We start from the raw sequence: 25,091 nt of genomic DNA, 5'->3' as shown, positions 1-25,091 counted from the left end.
TCCCTGCATGTCACGGCTGGACAACAGCCTGCTTTATGACCAAAAAGCCATGGGCTTCGAAAAGCGCCGCGGCCTTTGGCGATCGGATGAAATCGAGATAGGCCAACGCATCCGGGTTCTTGCTTCCGATCGTAAGGGCAACCGGGTAGACGATCGGCGGATGGCTGTCCCGCGGAAATGTGCCGGCAATGGTCACACCTTTGTCGGCCGCAGCGTCCGTCTGGTAGACGATGCCGTAGGGGGCTTCGCCCCGGGATACGAGCAGAAGGGCGGCGCGAACGTTTTCACTGCCGGCGACATTTTTCTCGACCGATGACCAGACCCCCAGTTTCTCCAGCGCTGCCTTGCCGTATTTCCCGGCAGGTACCGAATCGACGGCGCCCATGGCGAGTTTTTCGTCGCCCAGCAGTCCCTTGAGATTGAAGCCTTGGCGGATATCGACCGCCGGAGCATTCGTCTTTCCCGTTACCAGGACAATCCTGTTGCCGAGAAGATTTGCCCGGCTGTCATTCTTGATCCGTTTTCGTGCCGCGAGATAGTCCATCCAGGCAAGATCTGCGGACAGGAAAACATCGGCCGGCGCGCCGGATTCGATCTGTCTGGCCAGGGCCGAACTGGCTGCATAGGACACGGTCGCTTCCTTGCCGCTCTCTTTCCGCCACTCCGCATTGACGGCATCCAGAGCGTTTTTCAAGCTGGCTGCGGCAAACACAATTACCTTTTCGGCGGCGCTGACGGGTCGGGCCGAGTTCAGTGTACCGAGGGAAAGCGTTGCCCCGAGGGCAACAAGAAATCGAACTGCATTCCGGCGAGCGATGCGCATCGGCTTCCTCGTAAGTTGGCTATATCCAACCAGATATATCGCCTCGCGGATTTTCACCAGCGGTATATTTCATAAAATATATCGCTATCACCGGCATGCTTGCTATCCTTCTTGCCGACGTTAAGTTCCGGGTCCTGAAAGTCTAAATTTGAGCGAGGGCGAGATGGAATCGAATGTCAAGCTTGAGGAGAGCTGGAAGGCACGTTTGGCCGCCGAGTTTACCGCGCCCTACATGGCGCAGCTGAAAACGTTTCTGGTCGAGGAAAAACAAGGCGGGAAGCAGATCTTCCCGAAGGGTGCGGATTATTTCCGCGCGCTCGACCTGACACCGCTGGAAAAGGTGCGTGTCGTGATTTTGGGGCAGGACCCCTATCACGGGGACGGACAGGCGCATGGCCTGTCGTTCAGCGTCAAGCCCGGTGTCCGCACGCCGCCGTCACTGGTTAATATCTACAAGGAACTCCAGAGCGATCTCGATATTCCGCCTGCCCGGCACGGGTGTCTGGAAACCTGGGCGCGCCAGGGCGTATTGCTTCTCAACAGCGTCCTGACGGTGGAGCGCGGCATGGCGGCCTCGCATCAGGGCAAGGGCTGGGAACGCTTCACGGACGCCGTCATCCGCGCCGTCAACGAGCAGCCTCATCCCGTCGTCTTCATCCTGTGGGGCTCTTATGCGCAAAAAAAGGCGGGCTTCGTCGATCAGGCCAAGCATCTTGTCATTCGCTCGCCGCATCCTTCGCCGCTTTCCGCCCATAACGGATTCTTCGGCAGCAAGCCGTTTTCGAAGGCGAATGATTTTCTGATATCGAAAGGCCGCGAACCGATCGACTGGGCGCTGCCGGCCGATGCAGGTCAGACCTAGATCAGGTCAGAGTCTGGGGAGAGGGCGGTTCCGGGCGTTTTGCATTCCGCCTGGCAACGATATTCTCACGCCAGACCGTGAAGATGCCGGCGCACACGACGATGACCGATCCGGCGATGACGTTGAGCCCGATCGTTTCTCCGAAAATGAGGACGCCGATGAAGGATGCCATGACGAGCTGAAGATAGGTCAGCGGTTGGACCTCTGCCGCATCCAGCAGTTCGTAGGCCTTGATCAGGAAAAAATGACTTGTGGTTCCGGTTACGCAAAGCAGCAGCATCCATCCCCAGTCCTGTGGCGCGAGCGGCATCCAGAAAAAAGGGCCGACGAGACTGATCGCAACAGCGCCCGCAATGCCGGTATAGAGGAAGCTTGTGATCGTCGTATCGGTTCGGCTGACAAGTCGGGTTGAAATCACGTAGATTGCAAAGATCATCGAGGAAGCGATCGGGATCATCAGAACCAGATCGAAACTGCCGCCAACCGGATCGAGGATGAGCAGCACGCCACACATTCCGATAATGATCGCCGTCCAGCGCCGCCAGCCGACGCGCTCGCCGAGCAGCGGCATGGAGAGAAGCGCAACGAAAAGCGGGCCGGAGGAAAAGATCGCCTGTGAATGGGCGAGCCCGACCATGGAAAATGAAAAGATGACAAGGACGATCTGCACCGCGAGCAAAACCCCGCGCAGGATCTGCAGCAGCGGGCGTTTCGTTTGCAGGGCGGTGAGAAGGCCCCCCTTTGATCTTGACGCCAGAGCAATGGCGAAAGCCGCAAAGGCCCAATAGCGGATCATCGTGATCAGGGCAGGCGGATAGAGACTGCCAAGATATTTGGAAATCGCGTCCTGAACCGAGAAAACGGAGATTGCCAGAAGGACGAATATATAGCCGGTGAGCTTGGAGGACATTTTCCGCTCTTATACCCGGGCGACGGCGTACCGCTATCCGATTTTGCCGCCGCGCGAAAAAAAACCGCCCCTGTCGCTTACCCGGCAACGAGGGCAGTTCTTCTTGGGGCCTTGATCAGTCCTCGCGGAATGTATGCTGGAGTTGTTCTGTCAATGGTTTTGCCAGATAGGATATGACGGTCCGGTCGGCGATCTTGATGAAGACCTCGGCCGGCATGCCCGGATAAAGCGACAGACCCGTCAACTGCGCCAGACTGTCCGGCATCGGCTTGATCCGCAACAGATAATAGGTCATTCCTGTGCGCTGATCGGTGACGATATCCGGGGCGATGGTTGCGACCTCAGCCTCGACGATCGGCGTCGTTCTTTGATTGAAGGCGCTGAAGCGAACTTCGACGGGCTGGCCCAGCCTGACCTGATCGATGTCGTGCGTCGCAATCTTCGCCTCCACCGTCAGTCCATCGGCACCGGGAACGACCAGCATGAGTACTTCGCCCGCGTTGATGACGCCGTTCACCGTATGCACGGCAAGCTGGTAAACGCGCCCATCCAACGGCGAGGTGATGTCCAGACGCTTCAACTGATCCTGTGCGGCGATCCGCCTGTCCTCGTATTCCGCGATCTTGCCTTCGACATCGGTCAGTTCCTTGGCAATTTCCGTGCGGCGATCCTCGTCGAGCTGCAAAATCTGCAGGTCGATCTCGCTTGATTTTCCGGCAGCCTGCGCCCGCGAGGCGATGCGTGCGCCGCGCTCGCCCTCGAGTTGGGCGCGGTTGCGCTTGAGTTCAGTGAGCCGCTGCATCGAGACCAGGCCCTGGCCGTAGAGCTTGTCAAGGCCTGCGAGTTCCTCCCCGATCAGCGTCAAGGCGTCTTCGATTGCTTCGAGCTGGACGGTCAATCCTTTGGTTTCGTCCGCAAGCTGGCCCTTTCGCGATGCAAGCTGGCTTTTCATGCCTGTCAGGCCTGCCTTGCGGCTTACGAAAAGCTTTCGTTCGCTTTTCTCGAGCAGCGTGCCGGGCGTGCTGCTTCCCGACGTCAGAGCGCCAAGGTCTTCCGGTATTACGAATGTCTCGGCGCCGGTCTGTTCGGCAAGCAGCCGGGCGCGCCGGGCGTAGAGTTGCGCCAGTGTATTCTGAACGATCGAAAGGTTCGCCCGCACGGTCGTACCGTCGAGCCTGATCAGAACCTGTCCTGCCGAGACACTGTCACCTTCCTTGACGAGGACTTCGCCGACGATCCCTCCGGTCAGGTGCTGGATCTTCTTGACATTGTTCTCGACGACGACGGTGCCGCCGGCCACGATCGCACTGGACAGTTCCGTTGTCATAGCCCAGCCGCCGATGCCGAAAACGAGCGCCAGCGCCAGAACAGAGACGGCTGCCACATGTTTCGTCAGGGAGCGACGGGAATTCAGGGGTTGGTTCTCTCCGACGGAATCGATCACGATGTGGACTCCTGGCTTTCACCGACAATCTTCAGGGGCGCCTGCATTTGCGCGGGCCGGTTTTCCTTGCGCAGAATTTGGGACAGAACCTCTTCCTTCGGGCCGAAAGCCTGCATGCGTCCGTCATTCATCATCAGAACCATGTCGGCAGCCGCCAGCGCACTTGGCCGGTGCGCGACGACGACGACGATGCCTTTGCGGGCACGCACGCTGACGATTGCTTCGGTCAGCGCCTGCTCCCCCTCGGCATCGAGATTGGAATTCGGCTCGTCGAGTACGACCAGGAAGGGATCGCCATAGAGTGCGCGTGCCAGCGCCACACGCTGGCGCTGGCCTGCCGAAAGTGCCGCGCCTCCCTCACCGATCTCGGTTTCATAGCCGTTCGGCAGTTTGAGGATCAGGTCGTGGACACGGGCGGCACGGGCGGCGGATACGACGGCGTCGGCCGGCGCGTCATCGGTGAAGCGCGCGATGTTCTGCGCAACGGTTCCTGCAAAAAGTTCGACATCCTGTGGCAGATAGCCGATATAGCGTCCGAGCCTGTCCGTATCCCACTGGTCAAGAGCCGCGCCGTCGAGGCGGACCGAGCCGCGAAATGCCGGCCAGACGCCGATCAAACCCCTTGCCAGCGACGACTTGCCGGAAGCGCTTGGGCCGATAATGCCCAGCGCACTGCCGGCATTGACGCTGAAATTGATGTCGGCAAAGGTCAGGCGCTGTGCACCGGGAGGGCCGCCGGAAAAGGCCTCGGCGCTGAGCTTTCCAGACGGCACGGGCAGTTCCAGCGGTGCATCCCGCTCCGGCAGGGCTGTCAGAAGCTCCTTCAGGCGCTGACGGCTCTGCATTGCGGAAACGAAGCTCCGCCAGTTGCCGATGGCAAGTTCCACGGGAGCCAGCGCACGCGCCGTCAGGATCGAACCGGCGATGATGATGCCGGGAGACGCCAAGCCTTCGATGACGAGGACCGCTCCGGTGGCAAGCACGGCCGATTGCAGTGCCATGCGAAATACTTTCGAAAGCGCGCCATAGCCGTTGCCGACATCGGAGGTTTCGCGGTTCTGTTCTCGGTAGTTGTTGTTGCGCAGTTCCCAGATTTGCGACATGCGGCCGAGCATGCCCATGGCCTGCATGACTTCGGCATTTCGCTGGGATGCCTGGGCGAAAGCATTGCGCTGGTTTCCGGCCTCCGAAGCGCGTTTCGACGGCGCCTGCGTACCCCGGTTTGTCAGAAATGTCAGGATGATCAGGATCAGCGAGCCGACGACGGCAACAATCCCGATCCAGAAGTGAAACAGGAAGCAGATGAAGATGTAGAGCGGCAGCCAGGGCAGATCGAGAAAGGCAGCCGGCCCCTGTCCGGACATGAAGGCGCGAATCTGGTCGAAATCACGAAGCGCTTGCAGGCCGTCACCGCGGGAACGAACCTTCAGGGGAGCCTGAACGACGGCGCGGTAGATACGGCCGCTCATGGCCTCGTCCAGTGCGCCAGCTATCCGCACCAGCATGCGGCCCCGCATCAATTCGAAGGCACCCTGAAAGGCGTAGAGAAGCAGAGCCAGCACGCAAAGCGCCACCAATGTGGGTATGCTTCGGCTTGGCAGAACCCGGTCATAAACTTCCAGCATGAAGAACGAGCCGGTCAAATACAGGATGTTCACGAGTGCGCTGGCAATGAACACGCCGATAAAGGCGGTTTTGCAGCTGCGCAGAGCATCAGCCGGGTCGGAGATTTTTCCGCTGGTCTTTACTTTGTTCACTTCACGGTCCCCCAGGAGACGATGCGTTCTTGAAATGGTGTATAATGCAATTCGTATAAAAATTATCTTCGCATGTGCCAGAGACGTATCATCACACCGATTGTCCGTGCGCGATACGTCCAGTGTCCTAACAGACCGCTCTTTGTCTTAGTGTAACAAACGAAACATTTCCATATTTTCTTGAGCTTGACAAAATATGGTCCCGAAATGCCGCTGTGCAGGTTGCCGCCGCGCTTGCAGGCCGCCCGTCGATCAGCCATGGAGGATGTCAGTGATTGGCGAGGGCCGCATGAAAACTGTTTTGATCGTGGGTATCGGTACCGGAAATCCGGAACATATGACGGTCCAGGCGATCAAGGCACTCAACAGCGCCGATTGTCTCTTCATACCCACCAAGGGTGAGACAAAAACGCAACTGGCCGATATTCGCCGGGACATCGTATCCCGATATGTAACCAAGAGTGAGAGCCGGGTTGTCGAGTTCGAGGTTCCCGTTCGCCAGACGCAGGACCGTTCCTATCACCGGAGTGTGGATGACTGGCATGCTACGCTCGCCGCCGTTTACGAGCGGTTGCTGACAGACCAGTTGCGCGAGGGGCAGACAGGCGCTTTCCTGGTCTGGGGCGACCCGATGCTCTATGACAGCACGATCCGCATTCTGGATCGCGTCCGTTCATCGGGCACGGCAGCTTTCAACGTCTCCGTTATTCCGGGTATTACGAGTATACAGGCTCTGGCGGCAAGCCACAGAATTCCGCTCAATCTCGTCGGCAAGCCGGTCGAGATCACCACCGGCCGGCGTCTTGCCGAGAGCTTTCCGCACAAATCGGAAACATCCGTCGTCATGCTCGATGGCCAGCAGGCTTTTCTGGCTATAGAGGATCCTGATGCATATATTTACTGGGGCGCCTATCTCGGCACGGAGCAGGAAATCGTCATTTCCGGACCGCTTTCATTGGTAAAGGACGACATCGTGAAGGCGCGCGCCGAGGCGCGGCAGCGGCACGGCTGGATCATGGATATCTATCTTCTGCAAAAAGGCAGTGATTTCGAGGAATAGCGGGATCGCTAAGCTTGCCTGGTCTTAAATGCTGCGGGTTTGCGTGCCTTGTGTCCCCTGCTGTAGACTAAACCAGGTGCTTGCTGGTCCGTCAGGCCAGTTGTGGCAGTCACGGGAACGGCAAGACGATGCATGCTTTCACCACCAAGGAGCAGACGGTCCCAGCGGCTGTCATTCGGCGCGGGGCCTGTCCGTCGCTAGCGGCCCCGATGGCGACCGGAGACGGTCTCCTTGCGCGCCTGCGCCCGGCGGCACCCGGGCTTTCCCTGCGTGAGCTTGCCGCGCTCGCCGATGCCGCCCAAGCCTGGGGCAACGGCATAATCGAGGTTACTGCACGTGGAAATTTGCAAATCCGCGGTTTGACGCCGGAAACCGTGGTTCGTTTTGCGAATGCCGTGAGTGACGCCGGTATCGTGGTCGCTGAGGGGCTGGCGATCGAGACGCCGGCGCTCGCCGGAATCGACCCGTTAGAAATCGCCGATCCCCTTCCTGTTGCCCGGGCAATCCGCAATGCTGTCGCCGCCTGCCGGCCAGCGCTCGTGCTGGCGCCAAAGCTCTCGATCATCGTCGATGGCGGCGGCCTGCATCTCGGTGAGATCACCGCCGATATCCGCCTTCGCGCCTGTCATGTCGAGGGCAGGCCGCTTTGGCTCCTGTCGCTTGCCGGAACGGATGCGTCCGCAACACCGGTTGCCGTGCTCGACGAACAGGCTGCAATCTCTTCGGTGATGACGATTTTGCACCTGCTTGCGACCCTTGGCGCAAGTGCCCGCGGCAGGGACATCGATATCCCGGCTCTTAAGGCGCTGGTCGGCAAGGGAGCTGATATTGATGGGATCGAGATACGAGCACCGGCTCCCGAGCCTGCGGGCGTTCACGATCTTGGACACGGCAGAACGGCGCTGGGCGCAGGTCTTGCATTCGGGCAAATCCGCTCGCATGACTTGCGCACCCTTGTTGAAGCGCTGGAAGCCCTGGGGGCGACGGAGATTCGCTTGGCGCCCCGCCATGCAATAATGGTGCTCGGTATTGCCGGAAAGGATATTGCTGCAGCGCAGGCCCTTGCCTTCGGTCATGGTCTGCGTGCTTTTCCGGGCGATCGGCGCAATCACATCGCAGCCTGCGCCGGAAGGGGCGCCTGCGCATCCGCCATGATCGATACGCACGCGACGGCTCTGGACCTTCTGAGTGCCGCACCCGCGCTCCTCGACGGTTCCATGACAGTGCATGTCTCTGGCTGCCCGAAAGGATGCGCCAACCCCTCCGCCTCGGCCCTGACGATCACAGGTGCGCCAACAGGCTATGGCCTTGTCGTAAATGGCCTCGCCTCGGCTGCACCGGACGTCTATATCGAAGAAAACAATATAAGATCCGCGCTCGAACGCCTCGACGCGCTGGTAAGGGCGGGGAAACAGGCTGGCGAATCGGCCCGGTCCTGCCTTACACGGCTCGGAGCGGAGGCGATCGCTGCCGCGGCTCAACAGGGATAGAGATGCCAGACTACGATTACATCCGGAATGGCGACGCCATTTACGAGCGCTCGTTTGCCATCATCCGCAGCGAGGCCGACCTGTCCCATTTCTCTGAGGACGAAGCCGATCTGGCGGTGCGCATGGTGCATGCCTGCGGTATGGTCGAGGCTGCCCGTTTCTTCGAGTTCTCGCCGGATTTCGTTTCGTCTGCACGCCAGGCGCTGACGGACGGAGCGCCGATTTTCTGCGATGCGTTCATGGTGGCGCAGGGCATTACGCGCGCGCGCCTGCCGGCTGACAATGAGGTGATCTGCACGCTTCGCGATCCGCAGACAGCCGTCATCGCAGGCGAGATCGGCAATACCCGTTCCGCCGCGGCGTTGCGACTGTGGATAGACCGCATGGCAGGGTCCGTCGTCGCCATCGGCAATGCGCCGACCGCGCTGTTCTATCTGCTGGAATTGTTGCGCGATGGGGCCCCCAAGCCTGCGGCCATCATCGGCATGCCAGTCGGCTTCGTCGGGGCGGCGGAATCCAAGGATGCGCTCGCGGAAAACTCGTATGGGGTGCCTTTTGCCATCGTTCGCGGCAGGCTTGGCGGAAGCGCGATGACGGCGGCCGCGGTCAATTCTCTAGCGAGGCCAGGACTTTGAGCGCCATGGCAGCGGGCCGTCTGATCGGCGTCGGAACGGGCCCCGGCGACCCGGAGCTTCTGACCATCAAAGCCGTTCGCGCGCTGGGTGAGGCCGATGTGCTTGCCTATTTCGCCAAGGAAGGCCGGCGCGGAAACGGCAGAACCATCGTCGACGGTATGCTGAAGCCCGGGATTGTCGAGCTGCCGCTCTATTACCCGGTGACGGTCGAGATCGAAAAGGATCACCACGACTATAAAAGTGCGATCACGGCCTTCTACGATAGCTCGGCTACAGCGGTCGCCGAGCAACTGGAAGCCGGACGGACGGTGGCGATCCTCAGTGAAGGCGACCCGATGTTTTATGGGTCCTATATGCATCTGCATGTCCGACTGGCGGGGCGATTTTCGGCGGAGGTCATTCCCGGCATTACTGCGATGTCCGGCTGCTGGTCGCTCGCCGGAATGCCGATCGTGCAAGGCGACGATGTTCTCTCCGTGTTGCCCGGAACCATGGCCGAGGCGCAACTGGTGCGCCGGCTCGGCGATACCGAGGCTGCCGTCATCATGAAGGTCGGTCGCAATCTGCCCAAAATCCGCCGGGCGCTTGCGGCGTCGGGGAAACTGGCGGAGGCTGTCTACGTCGAACGCGGCACCATGGCGAACGCGTCGATGATCCCGCTGGCTGACAAGGCCGACGACAGCGCGCCCTATTTTTCGCTGGTGCTGGTGCCCGGATGGAAGAGCAGGCTATGAGCGGCATTCTCTATGTGATCGGCACCGGGCCGGGCGGGCCGCAGCAAATGACGCCGGAAGCCATGGATGCGGTGTCGAAGGCAACGGATTTCTTCGGCTATGGCCCCTATCTCGACCGTCTCTCGTTGCGCCCCGACCAGAACCGTGTCGCTTCCGATAACCGTGAAGAACTGGATCGCGCGAAAGCGGCTCTTTGCCGCGCGGTCGAGGGAATAGATGTCTGCGTCGTGTCCGGCGGCGACCCCGGCGTTTTTGCCATGGCCGCGGCCATCTGCGAGGCGATCGACAAAGGGCCGCAGGAATGGCGGAATATCGACCTCGTCGTGACCCCGGGCGTGACGGCCATGCTCGCCGTTGCGGCCCGTATCGGCGCGCCGCTCGGGCATGATTTTTGCGCCCTGTCGCTGTCCGATAATCTGAAACCCTGGGATGTCATCGCGCGTCGCCTGAAGCTGGTGGCGGAGGCGGGTCTGGTGATCGCGCTCTACAACCCGATCAGCAAGGCCCGTCCGTGGCAGCTCGGCGAAGCCTTCGACATTCTCCGAGGCATTCTGCCGCCCGAAACACCTGTCATTTTCGGCCGCGCCGCCGGACGTCCGGACGAGCGCATGCTGGTCATGCCGCTCGGTGCTGCAGCAGCGGAGAATGCGGATATGGCGACCTGCGTCATCATCGGCTCGCCCGAAACGAAAATTGTGACACGTCCGGGCAGGCCCGACCTGGTCTATACGCCCCGCTTCATGTCCGGGGAGACGATGTGATCGAGAAGGTCAAGCGCCTCATCGACAGTCTGAACGGTACGGATCCCAGCCGGTCGCCGGCGCTCGACCATGATTACCGGAAGCCCGAGTTTGCGGGCGGCGGCAATCTTGCCATAGGTCGCGCTGCCACCACTGTTCTTGGCGACAATGACGTCGATCCGGTGAGCAGTCAGAAGCTGCTTCTCGGCTTCTTCCCCAAAGGGGCCGGTCGCAAGAATATAGCAGGTATCGGGAACGGCGAGCGGTGGCACGACTGCATCGACGCTGCGGATGATATAGGCGTGCTGCGGCGCGTTCTGGAAATGGGAAACCTCCTGCCGGCCGATCGCGAGGAATACGCGTCTGGGGGCGTCACCGAGGACGGCCACTGCCTCGGCAACGGACGCAACGCCGGTCCAGCGATCTCCGGGCATAGGCTCCCAGGCCGGGCGGCACAGCGCGAAGCAGGGTATGCCGGCCTGTTTTGCCGCGACGAGAGCGTTGTCCGAAATCCGCGTCGCAAAGGGATGGGTCGCATCGATCAGCAGGTCGAAATGCTCCTGCCTCAAGAATGCGGCAAGACCGTCGCTGCCACCGAAACCGCCGCTCCGGACGGGCACGGGCTGGGACATTGGGTCCGCCGTTCGCCCCGCCAGCGAGAGCGTGGGGTCGCAATCCCGCCGGCTGGCCAGCGCGCCGGCGAGGTGCCGCGCTTCGGTGGTTCCGCCAAGGATCAAGATACGGTGCTTGCTCATGCCTAATTGTTCGCCTGAAGTTGTCAAAGCGCCCTGGCTGACGGTGATCGGCCTTGGCGAGGATGGTTTAGCGGGTCTCGGAGACGAGGCCAAGCGCCTGATCGCCGCTGCCTCGGCGGTTTTCGGCGGCGCCCGCCATCTGGAGCTGGCCAGTCCGCTCATTGCCGGCGAGCGCCATGCCTGGCTCAACCCCTTCGAGCGCTCGATGGAGGCGGTCGTCGCCCGTCGCGGAACGTCTGTCGTGGTGCTTGCCTCCGGCGATCCGTTTTTCTTCGGCGTCGGGGTGACTTTGGCCCGGCATGTGGCATCCGCCGAGATGCGGGCTCTGCCCTGTCCATCTTCATTCAGCCTGGCGGCGTCCCGGCTTGGGTGGGCGCTGCAGGATGTGGTGACGATTTCGCTGCATGGGCGATCCATCGATCTCCTGCGCCCGCATCTTCAACCCGGAAGCCGCATTCTGGCGCTGACGTCGGACGAGACGGGGCCGGGTGAGGTTGCCCGTCTTCTCGAAGCGAGCGGTTTCGGTCAGTCGCGGCTGACCGTGCTGGAAGCATTGGGCGGTGCCCGCGAGCGCGTCACTTCGCATCCGGCATCCGGCTTCTCTTTGCAAACGGTCGATCCCTTAAACCTCTGCGCGCTTGAGGTTGTTGCCGAAAAGGATGCACGCGTTCTGGCGCTGGCAAGCGGCCTGGACGACAGGCTCTTCGACCATGACGGGCAGATCACCAAGCGGGAGGTCCGGGCGCTGACCTTGTCGGCGCTTGCGCCGCGACGGGGGGAGCTCCTATGGGATATCGGCGCCGGCTCCGGATCGGTTGCCATTGAATGGATGCTTGCCGACCCGGCCATGCGGGCTGTAGCGATAGAGGGCGTACCATACCGTGCGGCGCGCATCAGAAGCAATGCGCGGAGTTTCGGGGTGCCGGGCCTCGGCGTCGTTCAGGGAATGGCACCGGAGGCCCTCGCAGGTCTGGCCCGCCCGGACGCGATCTTCATCGGTGGCGGCGGTAGCGAGGATGGCGTGATGACCGCGGCGCTTGAAGCACTGGCAAGCGGCGGACGGCTTGTCGCCAATGCTGTGACCACACAGATGGAAGCGGTGCTGCTAGATCACCATGCGCGGCTTGGCGGTTCGCTGATCCGCATCGATATCGCCCGTGCCGCACCGGTCGGTGCGATGACGGGCTGGCGTCCGGCCATGCCGGTGACGCAGTGGTCCTGGATCAAGCCATGACCATGCCAGTACAGGGGAAAACAGCATGACGGTTCATTTCATCGGCGCGGGACCGGGCGCGGCGGACCTGATCACCGTGCGCGGCCGCGACCTCATCGCGCGCTGCCCGGTCTGTCTTTATGCCGGCTCGATCGTTTCACCCGATATGCTGCAATACTGCCCTGAGAATGCGCGCATCGTTGACACAGCGCCGCTGTCGCTCGATGAGATCGAAGCGGAATATGTCGAGGCCGCCAAGGCGGGACAGGATGTGGCGCGGCTTCACTCCGGCGACCTGTCCGTCTGGAGCGCCGTGGCCGAGCAAATCCGCCGGCTGGAAAAGCATGGGCTCGACTATACCTTGACGCCGGGCGTCCCGGCTTTCGCCGCAGCGGCGGCAGCGCTTGGACGCGAACTCACCATCCCTGCCGTTGCGCAAAGTCTCGTGCTGACCCGTGTCTCCGGGCGCGCGTCGCCCATGCCGAACGCCGAGACCCTGGCCGGCTTCGGCGCAACGGGGGCGACGATTGCCATTCATCTGGCGATCCATGCCCTGTCTCAGGTGGTCGAGGAGCTCACGCCGCTTTATGGCGCCGACTGCCCCGTCGCCATCGTCGTCAAGGCCTCCTGGCCGGACGAACGGGTGGTGCGGGGAACGCTCGGCGACATCCAGGAAAAAGTGTCGGCAGAACCGATCGAGCGCACCGCGCTGATCTTCGTCGGACGCAGCCTGGAAGCCACAGGTTTCCGCGAAAGCGCGCTTTATGACCCCGCTTACCAACGCCGCTTCCGTGGCCGGGGGGAGTAGAACCTCAGGTATCCAGAGCGGTCATGTCCACCTCGTCCCCCGCGGCTTTTCCAGGCACGTCTCGCGATTCTTCGATGCGGTCGCGGTAAAGGGCTGATTGCCCAAGCAGCATGAGCGTCACCGGCGTTGTCAGGATGACGAAGACGACGATCAGGACCTCATGGAAGATCCAGCGATTTTGCAACACGGCGAATGTCAGCATCGAGGCCGCGCTGATGAGGATCACGCCGGCGCTCGCCCCAAGCGTCGGAGCGTGCAGGCGCTCGTAGAATGTGCTCAGCCTCATCAGGCCCGCCGAGCCGATCAATGTCAGCAGCGAGCCGCTTAGAAGCAGGATGCAGACCGGAATCGCGGCCCAGAGAGGGAGATCGGTCAGATGGGTCATTCGATAACCTCGCCGCGCATCAGAAATTTCGCAAAGGCGATCGAAGAGACGAAGCCGAGCACAGCGATGATCAATGCCGCTTCGAAATAGATGGAATTGGCCGTGCGGATTCCGAAGGTCAGAAGAAGAAGCATGGCATTGATATAGAAGGCATCGAGGCCAAGGATGCGATCTTGTGCGCGGGGTCCGCGGGCGACGCGAAATACCGCGCAGGCCATGGCAAGGCAGAGCAGGATCTGCGAGGCCAGGATCGACCAGATGATGAAGAGTTCCGTCATTCGAATATCTCCTTCAGCGGGGCTTCATAGCGGGTCTTGATCAACCTTATCCAATCGTCGCTATTTTCGAGATCGAGCACGTGGATGAGAAGCGTTTCCGCTTGTCTGTCGAACTCGACCCAGGCGGTTCCGGGTGTCGCAGTCAGAATGCAGGCGAGTGTCGCCAGTGCATTTCCATCCTTGAGTCCGATATGGATGCTCAGAAATCCGGACTGCGGCGGACGGGTCTTGCTGCGCAGGATTACGCCCATGACGGCGAGGTTCGATTTCACCACGTCGATCGCCACATGGCCGGCAAGCGTGAAAATCCGCCCAAGCTTTTTCAGCTTGGTCTTTTCCGGCCGCAGGTTGACCATGAGCCAGGCATAGGCAATGCCGAGCGTTGCGCCGAGAAAGATGTGGCCGGGAGAAAGCGACTGATTGATCAGCAGCCAGAAGAGGAAGAGTGAAATGGACAGAAGAGGATAGGGGAACCAGTATCGCATCGCCTCAGTTGCCTCCACTTGCATCGGAGCGGGGCGCAGACATCACCCGTCCGATATAGTGCTGCGGCTCGGAGAGCGCCTTGGCCGTCGCATCCATGTAGCGCATGGCGGACCCTGCATGCAGCGTGAGGAACAGGCAAGCTGCAAGAAGCATCAGGACGGGAGCGATCTCGATCAGGAAGACGCGCGGAACAGTCCCCTCTATGGAGGTCCAGAAGGTCCGGATGCCGACGCGGTTCAAGGCGATCATGGCCGAGAGGCCTGAAAGGATCAGAAGCGCCGTGTAGGTCCAGCCGGATGCCGAGATCGGGGTGTCGCCGCCAAAACTGCCGGCATTGAACAGGCCGTGGAGAATTGCGAATTTGGCGAGAAAGCCGGAGAGGGGGGGCAGGCCCGCCAAAAGAATGGCGCAAATGCAGAAACAAAGGCCGAGTACGGCCACGGTGCCGGGAACGGCAACGCCGATTTCCTTTTCCTCCTCGTTCTCATCCGTATCGCCATAGGCTTCCATGGTAACGGCGAGAACGTCGGCGCCGGCGTCGCGGGCACGCTCCACCAGTTCGATCAGCAGGAAAAATGCTGAGATCGTCAGCGTCGATGTCACGAGATAGAACAGGGCGCCACCGATGACCGCGCTATTTCCGAGCCCGATCGCTGCAAGCAGCGTACCGGAGGAGACCAGAACGCAGTAGCCTGCCAGCCGGCCCATCGCCTGGGAGGCAAGAACGCCGATCGCCCCGAAACCGATTGTCAGCAGGCCACCGTAGAGCAGGACAGATTGGCCGAAGCCGGCGGAATTCCCGGCGTCGGCGCTGAAAAGAAGCATCGATAGACGCAGGAGGATATAAACGCCGACCTTTGTCAGAATACCGAAGATCGCACCCACCGGCGGCGTTGCGGCGGCATAGGTTGCCGGGAGCCAGAAGCCGAGCGGCCACATGCCCGCCTTGACGAGAAAAGCCACACCCAGAACGGCGGCACCGGCTTCCATGAGCATCCGGTTTTCCGGGCCGATCGTGCCGATGCGCAAGGCAAGGTCGGCCATGTTCAGCGTGCCTGTCGCGCCATAGATCAGACTCACTCCGATCAGGAACAGCGAAGAGGCAGCCAGGTTGATGGCGATATAATGCAGGCCCGCCTTCACCCGCATCGCGCCGGAGCCGTGCAGCAGCAGGCCGTAGGACGCGGCCAGCATGATCTCGAAGAAGACGAACAGATTGAACAGGTCGCCCGTCAGGAAAGCACCGTTCAGGCCTGCGATCATCATCTGGAACAGGGAGTGGAAATGATGCCCTGCCCGGTGCCATTTCGCCATGGAGAAGACCTGTGTCGCGAGCGCCAGAACCGATGTCAGCACCAGCATCAGGGCGGAAAGCCGGTCCAGCACCAGAACGATGCCGAAGGGCGCGGGCCAGTTGCCGAGAAGATAGACGCTTACACCGCTCTCGCCCTCTCCCGACATGGCCGCAGCCCGCATGAGGACGATGCTGATCAGGAAGGTCAGCATGGTGGAAGCAAAGGCGAAAACCCCCTTGGCTGTCCGGTTGCGTTCATCGATCGGGATCAAGGCGGCGGCAGTGAGCAGCGGTAACAGGATTGGCAGGATAATGAGATGGTGCGGGACGCTCACTGCAACATTACTCCCGTCCGTCCACATGGTCCGTGCCGGTCAGGCCGCGCGAAGCGAGCAGCACCACGAGGAACAGTGCCGTCATGGCGAAACCGATGACGATGGCCGTCAGGACGAGCGCCTGGGGGATAGGATCGGTATGGGTCAGGAGGCCCCCCGCGCCGCCGGCCTCGAGAACAGGCGGCGCGTTCACCCGCAGGCGACCCATGCTGAAAATGAACAGGTTCACGGCATAGGAAAGGAGCGAAAGGCCGATGACGACCTGATAGGTGCGCGGCCGGAACAGCAACCAAACGCCGGAAGTCGTCAAAATGCCGATCGCTGCAGAGAGCACGAGCTCCATTACAAGGCCTCCTTCGCAGCAGCTTTTGCAGCTCTCGCCGCATGGACGCGCGGTGCGCGCAGCGACTGGTGCGCCAATGCGATGAGGATCAGCACAGTTGCTCCCAGCACCAGCGAGAAGACGCCGAGGTCGAACAGGATAGCGGTCGCCAGCGGTATCTTTCCGACGATTGGCAAGGATGCATACTGCGAATGGGACGTCAGGAAAGGATAACCGAACACCCACGAGCCGAGACCTGTCATGGTGGAGATGATCAGGCCGATCGCCATCCAGCGCAGAGGATGGATGCGCAGCCGTTCTTCAACCCAACGGGTTCCGCCCGCCATATATTGCAGGATGAAGCCGATCGACATGGCGATGCCGGCGGCAAAGCCGCCGCCCGGAAGATCATGGCCCCGGAAAAAAAGGAAGGCCGCCAGCATGCCGATCACCGGAAACATCCAGCGCATGATGACAGCCGGTACGAGCAGATATTCGGCGACACTGTCGCCCTTTTTCCGGTCCGGATGTTCATCGTCGTAAGCATTCTGCACCCGCTGCTGCACCGGGGTTTCCAGGCTTTCCGTCGCCGGGCGGAAGCGCAGCAAAAGCGCGAACACCGTGAGCGCGACAATGCAGAGAACGGCAATTTCCCCAAGTGTGTCGAAGCCGCGGAAATCGACGAGGATGACGTTGACCACATTGGTGCCGCCGCCTTCGCTGTAGGCTCTTTCCAGGAAATAGCTCGAAATCGTTTCCGGCATCTGGCGGGTCATCACGGTATAGGAGACAAACATCATGCCGAGGCCGCAGAGCACTGCGACGATAAGATCTCGCAGACGACGAAGACGGACAGGCAACGTCATCGTCTCCGGATCGTCGCGGTCCTCGATGCGCTTCGGCAGCCAGCGAAGACCGAGCAGAATCAGAACGGTTGTGACGATTTCGACCAGGAGCTGGGTGACGGCAAGATCGGGAGCCGATAGCCACACGAATGTGAGACAGGTGACAAGCCCGGCGCCACCCAGAAGCACGAGAGCGGCCAGACGGTGAAACTTTGCCTGATAGGCCGCACCGATCGCGCAGGTCATGCCGAGCAACCAGATCAGCGCGAAAGCCGGATCGACGTTGCGCGGGACGATCGCGGCCGGCTGGAAGCCCTGTAGAAACAGCGGTGTCGCGCCTGCGGCCAATGCAATGGCGATCAGGATGCGCATCTGCGGCTGCAAGCGGCGGGTTCCGGCCCGTATCTCGATCGAACGGGCCCATTTCCAGGAGAGGGTGACGAGAACACGCTCGAAGATGCGCTGTCCTTCGAGAAGCCGGAACAGCGGTGGCCCCTCCACGCTCGTGGCGAGGTAAGGCCGCATGGCCAGGAACAGGCCGACCCCGCCGACGAGTGCCACGAGACTCATCAGCAAAGGCAGGTTCCAGCCGTGCCAGACGGCTAGGCTGTAGGTCGGCGTGGCATTTCCCAGCACCGATTCGACGGCTGTGTGGAGCAGGGGGCCGATCGTCAGAGACGGCACGATCCCCACAACGAGGCAGGCAAGAACCAGAAACTCTATCGGCGCGCGCATCCAGTGCGGCGGCTCGTGCGGCATCTTCGGCAAATCATGCGGCTGCGGGCCGAAGAAGACGCTGTAGATGAAGCGCAGAGAGTAGGTGACGGAGAATATGCCGGCCAGCGTTGCCACATAGGGCGTGACAGTGTCGAGCAGGTTGTACTTGTGCGTTTCGATGGCCTCGGCAAAGAACATCTCCTTCGACAGGAACCCGTTGAGCAGCGGCACGCCGGCCATGGACGCGCTCGCGACCATGGCAAGCGTGGCCGTGAACGGCATGTGTCTGAACAGGCCGCTCAGCCTGCGCATGTCCCGGGTGCCTGTCTCGTGGTCGATAATACCGGCTGCCATGAACAACGATGCCTTGAAGGTCGCGTGGTTCATCGTGTGGAAGATGGCGGCCACCGCGGCCAGAGGACTTCCGAGGCTGAGCAGCACGGTGATAAGGCCGAGATGACTGATCGTCGAATAGGCCAATAACCCTTTCATATCCTGCTGGAAAATCGCGAAATAAGCGCCTAGCAGCAATGTGCTCAGACCCGCGAGGCCGACGATCCAAAACCACGCGTCCGTGCCCGCCATGACGGGCCATAGTCGTGTCAAGAGGAAGACGCCGGCCTTCACCAGTGTTGCTGAGTGAAGATAGGCCGAGACAGGTGTCGGCGCAGCCATGGCGTGCGGCAGCCAGAAATGGAATGGAAACTGCGCGCTCTTCGTCAATGCACCGAGCAGGATGAGAATGAGCACCGTCAGGTAAAGCGGATGACTGCGGATGGCGTTGCCGGAGGACAGGACGACGTCCATATCATAGCTGCCGACGATATGGCCGATCAGCATCAGCCCGACGAACATGCACAGGCCGCCTGTTCCCGTAACGGTCAGCGCCATGCGGGCGCCGTCTCGCGCGTGACTGTTGTGGTGCCAATAGCCGATCAACAGGAAGGAGATGATGCTGGTCAATTCCCAGAAGATCGCCAGAAGAATGAGGTTTCCGGACAGGACAACCCCGAGCATGGCGCCCATGAACGAGAGGAAGAGGGCAAAGAAGCGCGGAACCGGATCGCTGGCCGACATGTAATAGCGGGCATACACCACGACCAGAAGACCGATCGCTGCCACCAGACAGGCGAACAACCAGGCAAATCCGTCCATACGCAAGGTAAAATTCAGGCCCAGTTCCGGTAGCCATGCCAGGTCAAAACGGACGACCTGGCCGGACGAGACCATGGGATAGCAGCCCGCCGCCGTTGCAAGACAAAAAAGCGCTGTTGCGCCGGAGATCCAGGCGGCGGCTGCGCTGTTGTTCGACGGAATACAGATTGCAGCGAGGCTTCCTGCGAAAGGCGCAAGAACAAGAAGCAGGAGCAATAATTCCGCGATTTCTATAGGCTCGGATCCTTCGAAGCTGATGCGACCGGATGTTCGCTGGGTGTCGGTGCACGGAGCACGCCATTCGTGCCGGGTCGGTGCAAGGCACTGCTATTTTATGGCTTGTTCGACCTGGGATGCCAACCCGCCACGGCACAAAAAAACGTATTATCTGGTGTTTCCCTACCGTCAGCGCCGGCAGGATGCTGACGACAGGGCATTAAAAAACGCGCCCGGCGAAACCGGACGCGCTCGATATTGCTTACGGCCTGACGGCGGGCGTTTTACTGTCCGACGGCTTGGATCGCCGAACCACCACCAAGGGCGACATTCAATGCGACGTAATTGGCTGCCAGACTGCGGATGCCGGCGGCAAGCTGGACGCGCGATGTCGCCAGCGAACGCTCCGCGTCGAGAACGTCGAGCAAAGATGTCGCGCCGCCACGATAGCTTTCACGGGCAAGACCGAGCGCCTCCTCGTAGGAATCGACGACCTTGCGTAGGGCTGCGACCGTTTCATAGTTCTTGCGCAACGCGATCAGGGCATTTTCGACTTCTTCAATGCCATTCAGCACCGTCTGCTTCCAGGTAAGATACTGCTGCTGTGCCGCAGATCTGGCAATCTCGACATTGGCTCTGAGAGCGCCGCCATTGAAGATCGGAACATTGAAACTGGGGCCAAACGACCAGCTCGACAGCCCGCCGGTGGCGGCATTGCCGATGATGCGGGAACCGTCGATCGTGCCGCTGAGCGTCAGGCTCGGATAGAGCTGTGCTTCGGCCACGCCGATTGCCGCTGTTGCCGCCGCGAGTTGCCGCTCGGCACTGCGAATGTCGGGCCGGTTGCGGATCAGATCGGCAGGGACGCCGAGCTTGGTGTTATAGCGCGGCGAAGGCTGGGACGAGCCCTTGATCAGTCCTGCCGTGACGGAGGAGGCAGGCAGACCGAGAAGCGTAGCGATGTGATTGGCGGCCTGATGAAAGCCGGTCTCATAGGCAGGCAATTCTGCAAGCGTGGTGTTCACCAGGCCTTCGGCTTGCACCACATCGAGGCTCGATGCCGCACCGGCTGCCTTGATGTCTTCTGTTAGTTTCAGGGTCTCGCGGCGTGACGCAAGGCTTTTGCGCTGCAGCGCCAAAGCTTCCTGATTGTAGCGGGCATCGATATAGGAGGTCGTCAGGTCCGACAAATAGGCGAGACGGGCCACGCCGACATTGTCATAGGCTGCATCCAACGAGGCCTTGGCCGATTCCTTGGCGCGGCGATACTGCCCGAAGAAATCGATCAGCCAGGAGGCATCGGCGCCGCCCGTCAGGGTTTTGGTTTCGCTGTGATCGTTGCCTGTCGTCTTGCGCGGATAAGAGCCGTCCTGACCCTGGACCGTTGCGGAGCCTCCGGCGTCCAGAGAAGGCAGGCCACCTGCACCGGCAGCAACCACATTGGCGCGGGCTTCCATAATGCGCTCGATCGATTGCTGGACATCAAGGTTCTGGCCGAGGCCCTGAGCGACAAGACTGTTCAGCTTTTTGTCGCGGAAGGCTTCCCACCACGGATTAAGCGGTGCGCTTGAGGTCGTTTCCTTGCCACCTTGGGAGAATTTTGCCGGAAGCTCGGCGCCGGGCGCCTGGTAGTTGGGGCCGACCATGCAGCCGGAAAGAAGAACAAGGCTCAAGGGAAGGAGCGCTTTTACTATTTTCATCTGGGTCCCCATCCGGCGGTCCGGCCGGTAACAAACGATTCATGTTTTGCGTGTTTAACATTTTCCATGACGCATGCGAGTGCGCAATTGCGAAATGAGGCTGCAAAGAGGCCTATCCCCAGTTCCAGTGTTTCCGAACTGCCACGGCTTTGGGGGCAGGCTTGCGGAATTTCAAGAACCCCTTCGAAATTCTCTGCGTCCCGTGTCCGTATGGTTTTTGCGGTTTAATCGATTCCGATCGTTAACGGCTGGCCGAGTTATCCTCGATTGTCCCGATCATCGCAAGCAGGGTTTCAAGCCGGTCCGCTTCGCTTGGCAGTTTATCGGTTCGCAAACGGGCAATCCGCGGAAAGCGCATGGCGACGCCGGATTTATGGCGGCTGGAAAGGTTGATACCTTCAAAGGCGACCTCCACGACGAAACCGTGGTCCGACTCTGCGCGGATCGAGCGGACGGGACCAAAACGTTCGATCGTGTTGTTGCGCACATAGCGGTCAAGGATTTCCAGTTCGGCGTCCGTGAAGCCGAAATAGGCCTTGCCGACCGGCACCAGTACGTCCTTCCCATCGCTCCGCGTCCACACACCGAAGGTGAAGTCGGAATAGTAGCTTGAACGCTTGCCGTGGCCGCGTTGCGCATACATCAGCACCGCATCGACATTGTATGGCTCGCGCTTCCACTTGAACCACGGCCCCTTCATCCGTCCCGAAGTATAGGTCGACTCAAGCCGTTTCAGCATGATGCCCTCGATCACAGGGTCGGGTGGAGCGGCGCGCAGCCGGTCCAGTTCGTCCCAGCTGGAAAAAGGAACGAGGGGCGAGAGGTCGAAATGAGTGGGCGCGGCATTCTCAATCAAAGCGGACAGCGCATTGCGACGGCTGAGAAAACTCTCGCTGCGCAGGTCGCCCTGCGCCGAGAAGAGCAGATCGTAACCCCGAATGAAGGCGGGGAAGTCCTCGATCATCTTGCGCGTCACGGTCTTGCGGTTCAGCCGTTGCTGCAGGTCCGAGAAGGTTCGGGTTGCGCGGTTCGTGCGCATCGTGCCGCCGACGAGCAACTCGCCATCGATCACACCCTCGAAATCCGCAGCCTCCAGAATATCGGGAAAGGCTGTGGAAATATCGTCGCCGCTTCTGGAATAAAGACGGCGCGTACCGCCGATATTGGCAAGTTGAACACGAATGCCATCCCATTTCCATTCAGCGGCGAAGTCCTTCGGGTCAAGGCTGGCGAGGTCATTGTCGTTCACCGGCGTCGCCAGCATGACCGCGTGGAAGACGGCTGGCATGTCGAGCTTCGGCTTGTCCGACGTGCCGCCGAGCCACTGGAAGAGCGAGGCGTAGGGTGGTGAAAGTCCGTGCCAGAGGGTCTCGATTTCACCGATCTCGACATTGCCCATATCGGCAAGCGCCTGCTTGACGAGGCGGGCAGACACGCCAATACGCAGGCCGCCGGTAATCAGCTTGAGAAAGGCATAGCGGCTTGAACCGTCAAACTGGTCGAGAAGATTGCGCACCAGAGCGTGGACATCGGCACGACCCACGACTTCCAGTTGGCGCATGACGGCGCCCAGCGAGAGATCGGCGGGCGCCGCCTTGCTGTCGGGCGCGCGTTCCCAAACCAGGGAGATAGTCTCCGCCAGGTCTCCAACATAGTCATAGGAATAGCGGAACAGTACTTCATCGAGACGTTCGAGCACCAGTTGCCGCAGAATTTGCGGCTTGACGGTTTTCAGGGTTAGCGTACCGGCGATTGCGGCCAGCGCGTAGCCGCGGTCTGGATCCGGCGCCGTGCGGAAATAATCCGCCATCAGTTTTATCTTGGCATTTCGCTGGGGGGTGAGGACAAGACGGTCGAGCAGTTCGGCGAAAGCACGCATCGGCTATTCCCCCTCGTCGTCGTAACCGACCAGATGCAGCGGCCGTGCGGCAATGCCCTGCAATTCGCACCAGCGCACGAGTGCTTCCTCCCGGCCGTGTGTCACCCAGACCTGGCCGGGGTTGATCTCGGCAATCGTATCCTTCAGTTCAGCCCAGTCGCAGTGATCTGAAATGATCATCGGCAGTTCGACGCCGCGCTGCTTGGCGCGCTGGCGCACCAGCATCCAGCCGGAAGCGAAGATGGAGACCGGATCGGGAAAGCGCCGCGCCCATCGGTCGGCGAAGGCGGAGGGCGGACCGATAACGACTGCCCCGGCGAAGGACTGCTTGGCCTTGGCTTCCAAAGTTGCAGGACGGATGTCGCCGAGATCGATCCCCTGCTGGCCATAGTAATCGCAGAGTTTGGTGAGCGCGCCATGGATGAAGATCGGCGCGTCATGTCCGGCTTCCCGCAGGAGAGCTATAACCCGTTGCGCCTTGCCCAGAGCATAAGCGCCAACCAGATGCGATCGTTCGGGAAACTGGCGCAGCGACGTCATCAGCTTGGCAACTTCGCCGCGATCGTCGGGGTGATGGAAGACCGGAAGCCCGAAAGTCGCCTCGGTGATGAAGACGTCGCAAGCGACCGGCTCGAATGGCAGGCAGGTCGGATCGCGCCGGCGTTTGTAGTCTCCGGAGACGACAATGCGCGTTCCGCCAGCCTCCACCGCAATTTGCGCCGAGCCGAGAACATGGCCGGCAGGGTGAAAACTTGCCGTGACATCGCCGATCGTCATGCGTTTGCCGAGATCGGCGACCTCCATCGTCTGGCAGAACGCTTCGCCATAGCGGATGCGCATGATGTCAAGCGTCTGCCGCGTGGCCATCACATGGGTATGGCCCGCCCGCGCGTGATCCGCATGGCCATGGGTGATCAGCGCCTTTTCGACCGGCTGGACGGGATCGATATAAAAGCTGCCCTTTTCGCAAAAAAGGCCCCTGGGGGTAGGGTAAAGGAGCGTTTCGGGTTTCATAAAGCGAAAGATAGCCGGCAATTCTGCAACTGCCAGCCAAATGAGTGGATTTTTTGCGATCAGGCTGCCGAAGGTGCAAGCGCCAGTGTCTTTGACAGGAGATCGAGAACGCCCTCGGCATCGATGCCCACGCAGACATTCTGGCTGGGCAGGTTGTCCCAGGCGTTGGGCGGAAAGAGATGATCGTCGGCCTTCTGGATGGTCTGCCCGTCGGCTATGCCGCCGCAGACGACCCGGATGGAGCCGCTGCGCAGCGTAAACAGTTCCGGCGCCACCACATAGACGCAGGCGCAACTGTCATGCACGACCATGCCGTCTTCCACATGCTGCTCATAGAAATCGATATAGAACTGGGAAATGTCCGACAGCAGCTTTGCCGGGGATCCTCCCTGTACGACGATGTCCGCCAGCCGGCTTCTCGTCATGACCGTCTGCTCGGTGACGTCGAGGCCGACAACGACAACCGGCCAGGGTGCCGTCATCACCGCATCGGCAGCTTCGGGGTCCCCATGAATATTGGCTTCGGCAGCCGGCGTGATGTTGCCGCGCATGTCGAAAGCGCCGCCCATGATCACGACATCCTTGACGAGAACTGCAATATCCGGATCGTCCCGCAAAGCGAGCGCCAGATTGGTCATGCGGCCGACTGCAACGAGTGTGACCTCGCCCGGATGGGCGCGCACGGTCTCGATGATGAACCGATGGGCCGGACGCGGATCGCAAGCCAGATCGATCGTCTCCGGCACGCCGATATTGCCCAGGCCATCGTCGCCGTGGATGCCTTTGGGCCAATCCACATGGGGCCGCGACGGATCAAGGGTTTCATCGGCGCCCATGGCGACCGGGGCCGCAATGTTCCACTGCTGCTTCAGATAGAGCGCGTTGCGCGTCGTCGTTTCTATCGAGGCGTTGCCGAAAACGGAGGTAATGCCGATCAGGTCGATCAGAGGATGATTATGCAGGAACAGCAATGCCATAGCATCGTCTACGCCGGGGTCCGTATCGAAAATTACCTTATGCATGATGCATTTTTTCTTTCTTGGAGCGGAAGTGCGAGTGAAGGCGGATGGAATGGCAAAGTCAACCATACCGTCCCCGGCCTTCAAAGCAGGAAGCCTGGGCTGAGGGTCGTTCGAATAATATGCGTTATCACATGGTTTAAACTTTCTGAAACGTCGCTCGACTAGACTGCAGCGGTTCAGTCTTCAATCGGTGAATGTCGGTGCGGCGCATA

23 protein-coding genes are annotated in these 25,091 nt (G+C 60.8%); 8 read left to right on the top strand and 15 right to left on the bottom strand.

Annotated features, from left to right (window positions below; translation table 11 throughout):
• Nucleotides 1–10: 10 nt before the first annotated feature.
• Entirely contained in the window at nucleotides 11–823 is an 813-nt protein-coding gene (gene modA / locus PY308_RS17960; protein WP_275785286.1) for a molybdate ABC transporter substrate-binding protein, read from the bottom strand.
• 163 nt (nucleotides 824–986) lie between these two features.
• Here modA and ung point away from each other — a divergent pair, with 163 nt between their 5' ends.
• Nucleotides 987–1,685 (top strand): uracil-DNA glycosylase, encoded by a 699-nt coding sequence (gene ung / locus PY308_RS17955; RefSeq protein WP_275785284.1) that lies wholly within the window; start codon nucleotides 987–989, stop codon nucleotides 1,683–1,685.
• 1 nt (nucleotide 1,686) lies between these two features.
• Here the strand turns inward: ung and PY308_RS17950 are convergent, their stop codons facing one another.
• The 3 genes from PY308_RS17950 to PY308_RS17940 form a co-directional block, all read right to left on the bottom strand.
• The gene (locus PY308_RS17950; protein WP_275785282.1) at nucleotides 1,687–2,595 is read right to left on the bottom strand and encodes a DMT family transporter; all 909 of its coding nucleotides are present in this window, start codon (nucleotides 2,593–2,595) and stop codon (nucleotides 1,687–1,689) included.
• 115 nt (nucleotides 2,596–2,710) lie between these two features.
• Nucleotides 2,711–4,036: an HlyD family type I secretion periplasmic adaptor subunit gene (locus tag PY308_RS17945; RefSeq protein WP_275791192.1), complete on the bottom strand. Its 1,326-nt coding sequence runs from the start codon at nucleotides 4,034–4,036 to the stop codon at nucleotides 2,711–2,713.
• Nucleotides 4,036–5,796, bottom strand: coding sequence for a type I secretion system permease/ATPase (locus PY308_RS17940; RefSeq protein WP_275785280.1), 1,761 nt, complete (start codon nucleotides 5,794–5,796; stop codon nucleotides 4,036–4,038). The genes PY308_RS17945 and PY308_RS17940 overlap by 1 nt, the downstream gene beginning before the upstream one ends.
• 289 nt (nucleotides 5,797–6,085) lie before the next feature.
• Between PY308_RS17940 and cobF the strand changes: the two genes are divergently transcribed.
• The 5 genes from cobF to PY308_RS17915 all read left to right on the top strand — a co-directional run bounded on the left by cobF (nucleotide 6,086) and on the right by PY308_RS17915 (nucleotide 10,476).
• Nucleotides 6,086–6,856, top strand: coding sequence for a precorrin-6A synthase (deacetylating) (gene cobF / locus PY308_RS17935; protein WP_275785278.1), 771 nt, complete (start codon nucleotides 6,086–6,088; stop codon nucleotides 6,854–6,856).
• Nucleotides 6,857–6,984: 128 nt separating this feature from the next.
• Nucleotides 6,985–8,346: a precorrin-3B synthase gene (gene cobG, locus PY308_RS17930; RefSeq protein ID WP_275785275.1), complete on the top strand. Its 1,362-nt coding sequence runs from the start codon at nucleotides 6,985–6,987 to the stop codon at nucleotides 8,344–8,346.
• Between the two features lie 2 nt (nucleotides 8,347–8,348).
• The gene (locus PY308_RS17925; protein WP_275785274.1) at nucleotides 8,349–8,981 is read left to right on the top strand and encodes a precorrin-8X methylmutase; all 633 of its coding nucleotides are present in this window, start codon (nucleotides 8,349–8,351) and stop codon (nucleotides 8,979–8,981) included.
• Nucleotides 8,982–8,986: 5 nt separating this feature from the next.
• Complete coding sequence (locus PY308_RS17920; protein ID WP_434064167.1) at nucleotides 8,987–9,715, top strand: precorrin-2 C(20)-methyltransferase; 729 nt, start codon at nucleotides 8,987–8,989, stop codon at nucleotides 9,713–9,715.
• On the top strand, nucleotides 9,712–10,476 hold the full coding sequence (locus tag PY308_RS17915) for a precorrin-3B C(17)-methyltransferase (RefSeq protein ID WP_275785271.1): 765 nt from the start codon (nucleotides 9,712–9,714) through the stop codon (nucleotides 10,474–10,476). The genes PY308_RS17920 and PY308_RS17915 overlap by 4 nt, the downstream gene beginning before the upstream one ends.
• Here the strand turns inward: PY308_RS17915 and PY308_RS17910 are convergent.
• Nucleotides 10,440–11,210: a cobalt-precorrin-6A reductase gene (locus tag PY308_RS17910; protein ID WP_275785269.1), complete on the bottom strand. Its 771-nt coding sequence runs from the start codon at nucleotides 11,208–11,210 to the stop codon at nucleotides 10,440–10,442. The genes PY308_RS17915 and PY308_RS17910 overlap by 37 nt on opposite strands.
• On the opposite strand from PY308_RS17910, the gene cbiE reads away from it, so the two are divergent.
• Nucleotides 11,209–12,444: a precorrin-6y C5,15-methyltransferase (decarboxylating) subunit CbiE gene (cbiE, locus tag PY308_RS17905; protein ID WP_275791191.1), complete on the top strand. Its 1,236-nt coding sequence runs from the start codon at nucleotides 11,209–11,211 to the stop codon at nucleotides 12,442–12,444. The two genes, PY308_RS17910 and cbiE, sit on opposite strands and share 2 nt — an antisense overlap.
• Nucleotides 12,445–12,469: 25 nt before the next feature.
• Nucleotides 12,470–13,231: a precorrin-4 C(11)-methyltransferase gene (cobM, locus tag PY308_RS17900; protein WP_275785266.1), complete on the top strand. Its 762-nt coding sequence runs from the start codon at nucleotides 12,470–12,472 to the stop codon at nucleotides 13,229–13,231.
• A 4-nt stretch (nucleotides 13,232–13,235) separates the two neighbouring features.
• Here cobM and mnhG read toward each other — a convergent pair whose 3' ends face one another.
• The 10 genes from mnhG to PY308_RS17850 all read right to left on the bottom strand — a co-directional run bounded on the left by mnhG (nucleotide 13,236) and on the right by PY308_RS17850 (nucleotide 24,879).
• Nucleotides 13,236–13,616 carry a monovalent cation/H(+) antiporter subunit G gene (mnhG, locus tag PY308_RS17895; RefSeq protein ID WP_275785264.1) on the bottom strand — a complete coding sequence of 127 codons (381 nt, stop codon included), beginning with the start codon at nucleotides 13,614–13,616 and terminating at the stop codon, nucleotides 13,236–13,238.
• Nucleotides 13,613–13,894 carry a K+/H+ antiporter subunit F gene (locus PY308_RS17890; protein ID WP_275785262.1) on the bottom strand — a complete coding sequence of 94 codons (282 nt, stop codon included), beginning with the start codon at nucleotides 13,892–13,894 and terminating at the stop codon, nucleotides 13,613–13,615. The genes mnhG and PY308_RS17890 overlap by 4 nt, the downstream gene beginning before the upstream one ends.
• The gene (locus tag PY308_RS17885) at nucleotides 13,891–14,379 is read right to left on the bottom strand and encodes a Na+/H+ antiporter subunit E (RefSeq protein ID WP_275785260.1); all 489 of its coding nucleotides are present in this window, start codon (nucleotides 14,377–14,379) and stop codon (nucleotides 13,891–13,893) included. Before PY308_RS17885 ends, PY308_RS17890 begins: the two co-directional genes overlap by 4 nt.
• A 4-nt stretch (nucleotides 14,380–14,383) precedes the next feature.
• Complete coding sequence (locus PY308_RS17880; RefSeq protein ID WP_275785257.1) at nucleotides 14,384–16,036, bottom strand: monovalent cation/H+ antiporter subunit D; 1,653 nt, start codon at nucleotides 16,034–16,036, stop codon at nucleotides 14,384–14,386.
• A complete protein-coding gene (locus tag PY308_RS17875) occupies nucleotides 16,017–16,352 on the bottom strand; it encodes a Na+/H+ antiporter subunit C (RefSeq protein ID WP_275785255.1) in 336 nt (111 codons plus the stop codon). Before PY308_RS17875 ends, PY308_RS17880 begins: the two co-directional genes overlap by 20 nt.
• On the bottom strand, nucleotides 16,352–19,282 hold the full coding sequence (locus PY308_RS17870) for a monovalent cation/H+ antiporter subunit A (protein ID WP_434064266.1): 2,931 nt from the start codon (nucleotides 19,280–19,282) through the stop codon (nucleotides 16,352–16,354). The genes PY308_RS17875 and PY308_RS17870 overlap by 1 nt, the downstream gene beginning before the upstream one ends.
• A 266-nt stretch (nucleotides 19,283–19,548) precedes the next feature.
• On the bottom strand, nucleotides 19,549–20,964 hold the full coding sequence (locus PY308_RS17865) for an efflux transporter outer membrane subunit (RefSeq protein WP_275785252.1): 1,416 nt from the start codon (nucleotides 20,962–20,964) through the stop codon (nucleotides 19,549–19,551).
• Nucleotides 20,965–21,205: 241 nt separating this feature from the next.
• Nucleotides 21,206–22,843 carry a cisplatin damage response ATP-dependent DNA ligase gene (locus tag PY308_RS17860; protein ID WP_275785251.1) on the bottom strand — a complete coding sequence of 546 codons (1,638 nt, stop codon included), beginning with the start codon at nucleotides 22,841–22,843 and terminating at the stop codon, nucleotides 21,206–21,208.
• A 3-nt stretch (nucleotides 22,844–22,846) separates the two neighbouring features.
• Complete coding sequence (locus PY308_RS17855) at nucleotides 22,847–23,857, bottom strand: ligase-associated DNA damage response exonuclease (RefSeq protein ID WP_275785249.1); 1,011 nt, start codon at nucleotides 23,855–23,857, stop codon at nucleotides 22,847–22,849.
• 59 nt (nucleotides 23,858–23,916) lie between these two features.
• Complete coding sequence (locus tag PY308_RS17850; RefSeq protein WP_275785247.1) at nucleotides 23,917–24,879, bottom strand: nucleoside hydrolase; 963 nt, start codon at nucleotides 24,877–24,879, stop codon at nucleotides 23,917–23,919.
• Between the last annotated feature and the right edge of the window lie 212 nt (nucleotides 24,880–25,091).

Source organism: Pararhizobium gei (assembly GCF_029223885.1).
GTDB lineage: Bacteria > Pseudomonadota > Alphaproteobacteria > Rhizobiales > Rhizobiaceae > Pararhizobium > Pararhizobium gei.
The sequence above is the reverse complement of the archived record's forward strand: the minus strand, read 5'-3'. Positions and strand labels throughout refer to the sequence as shown.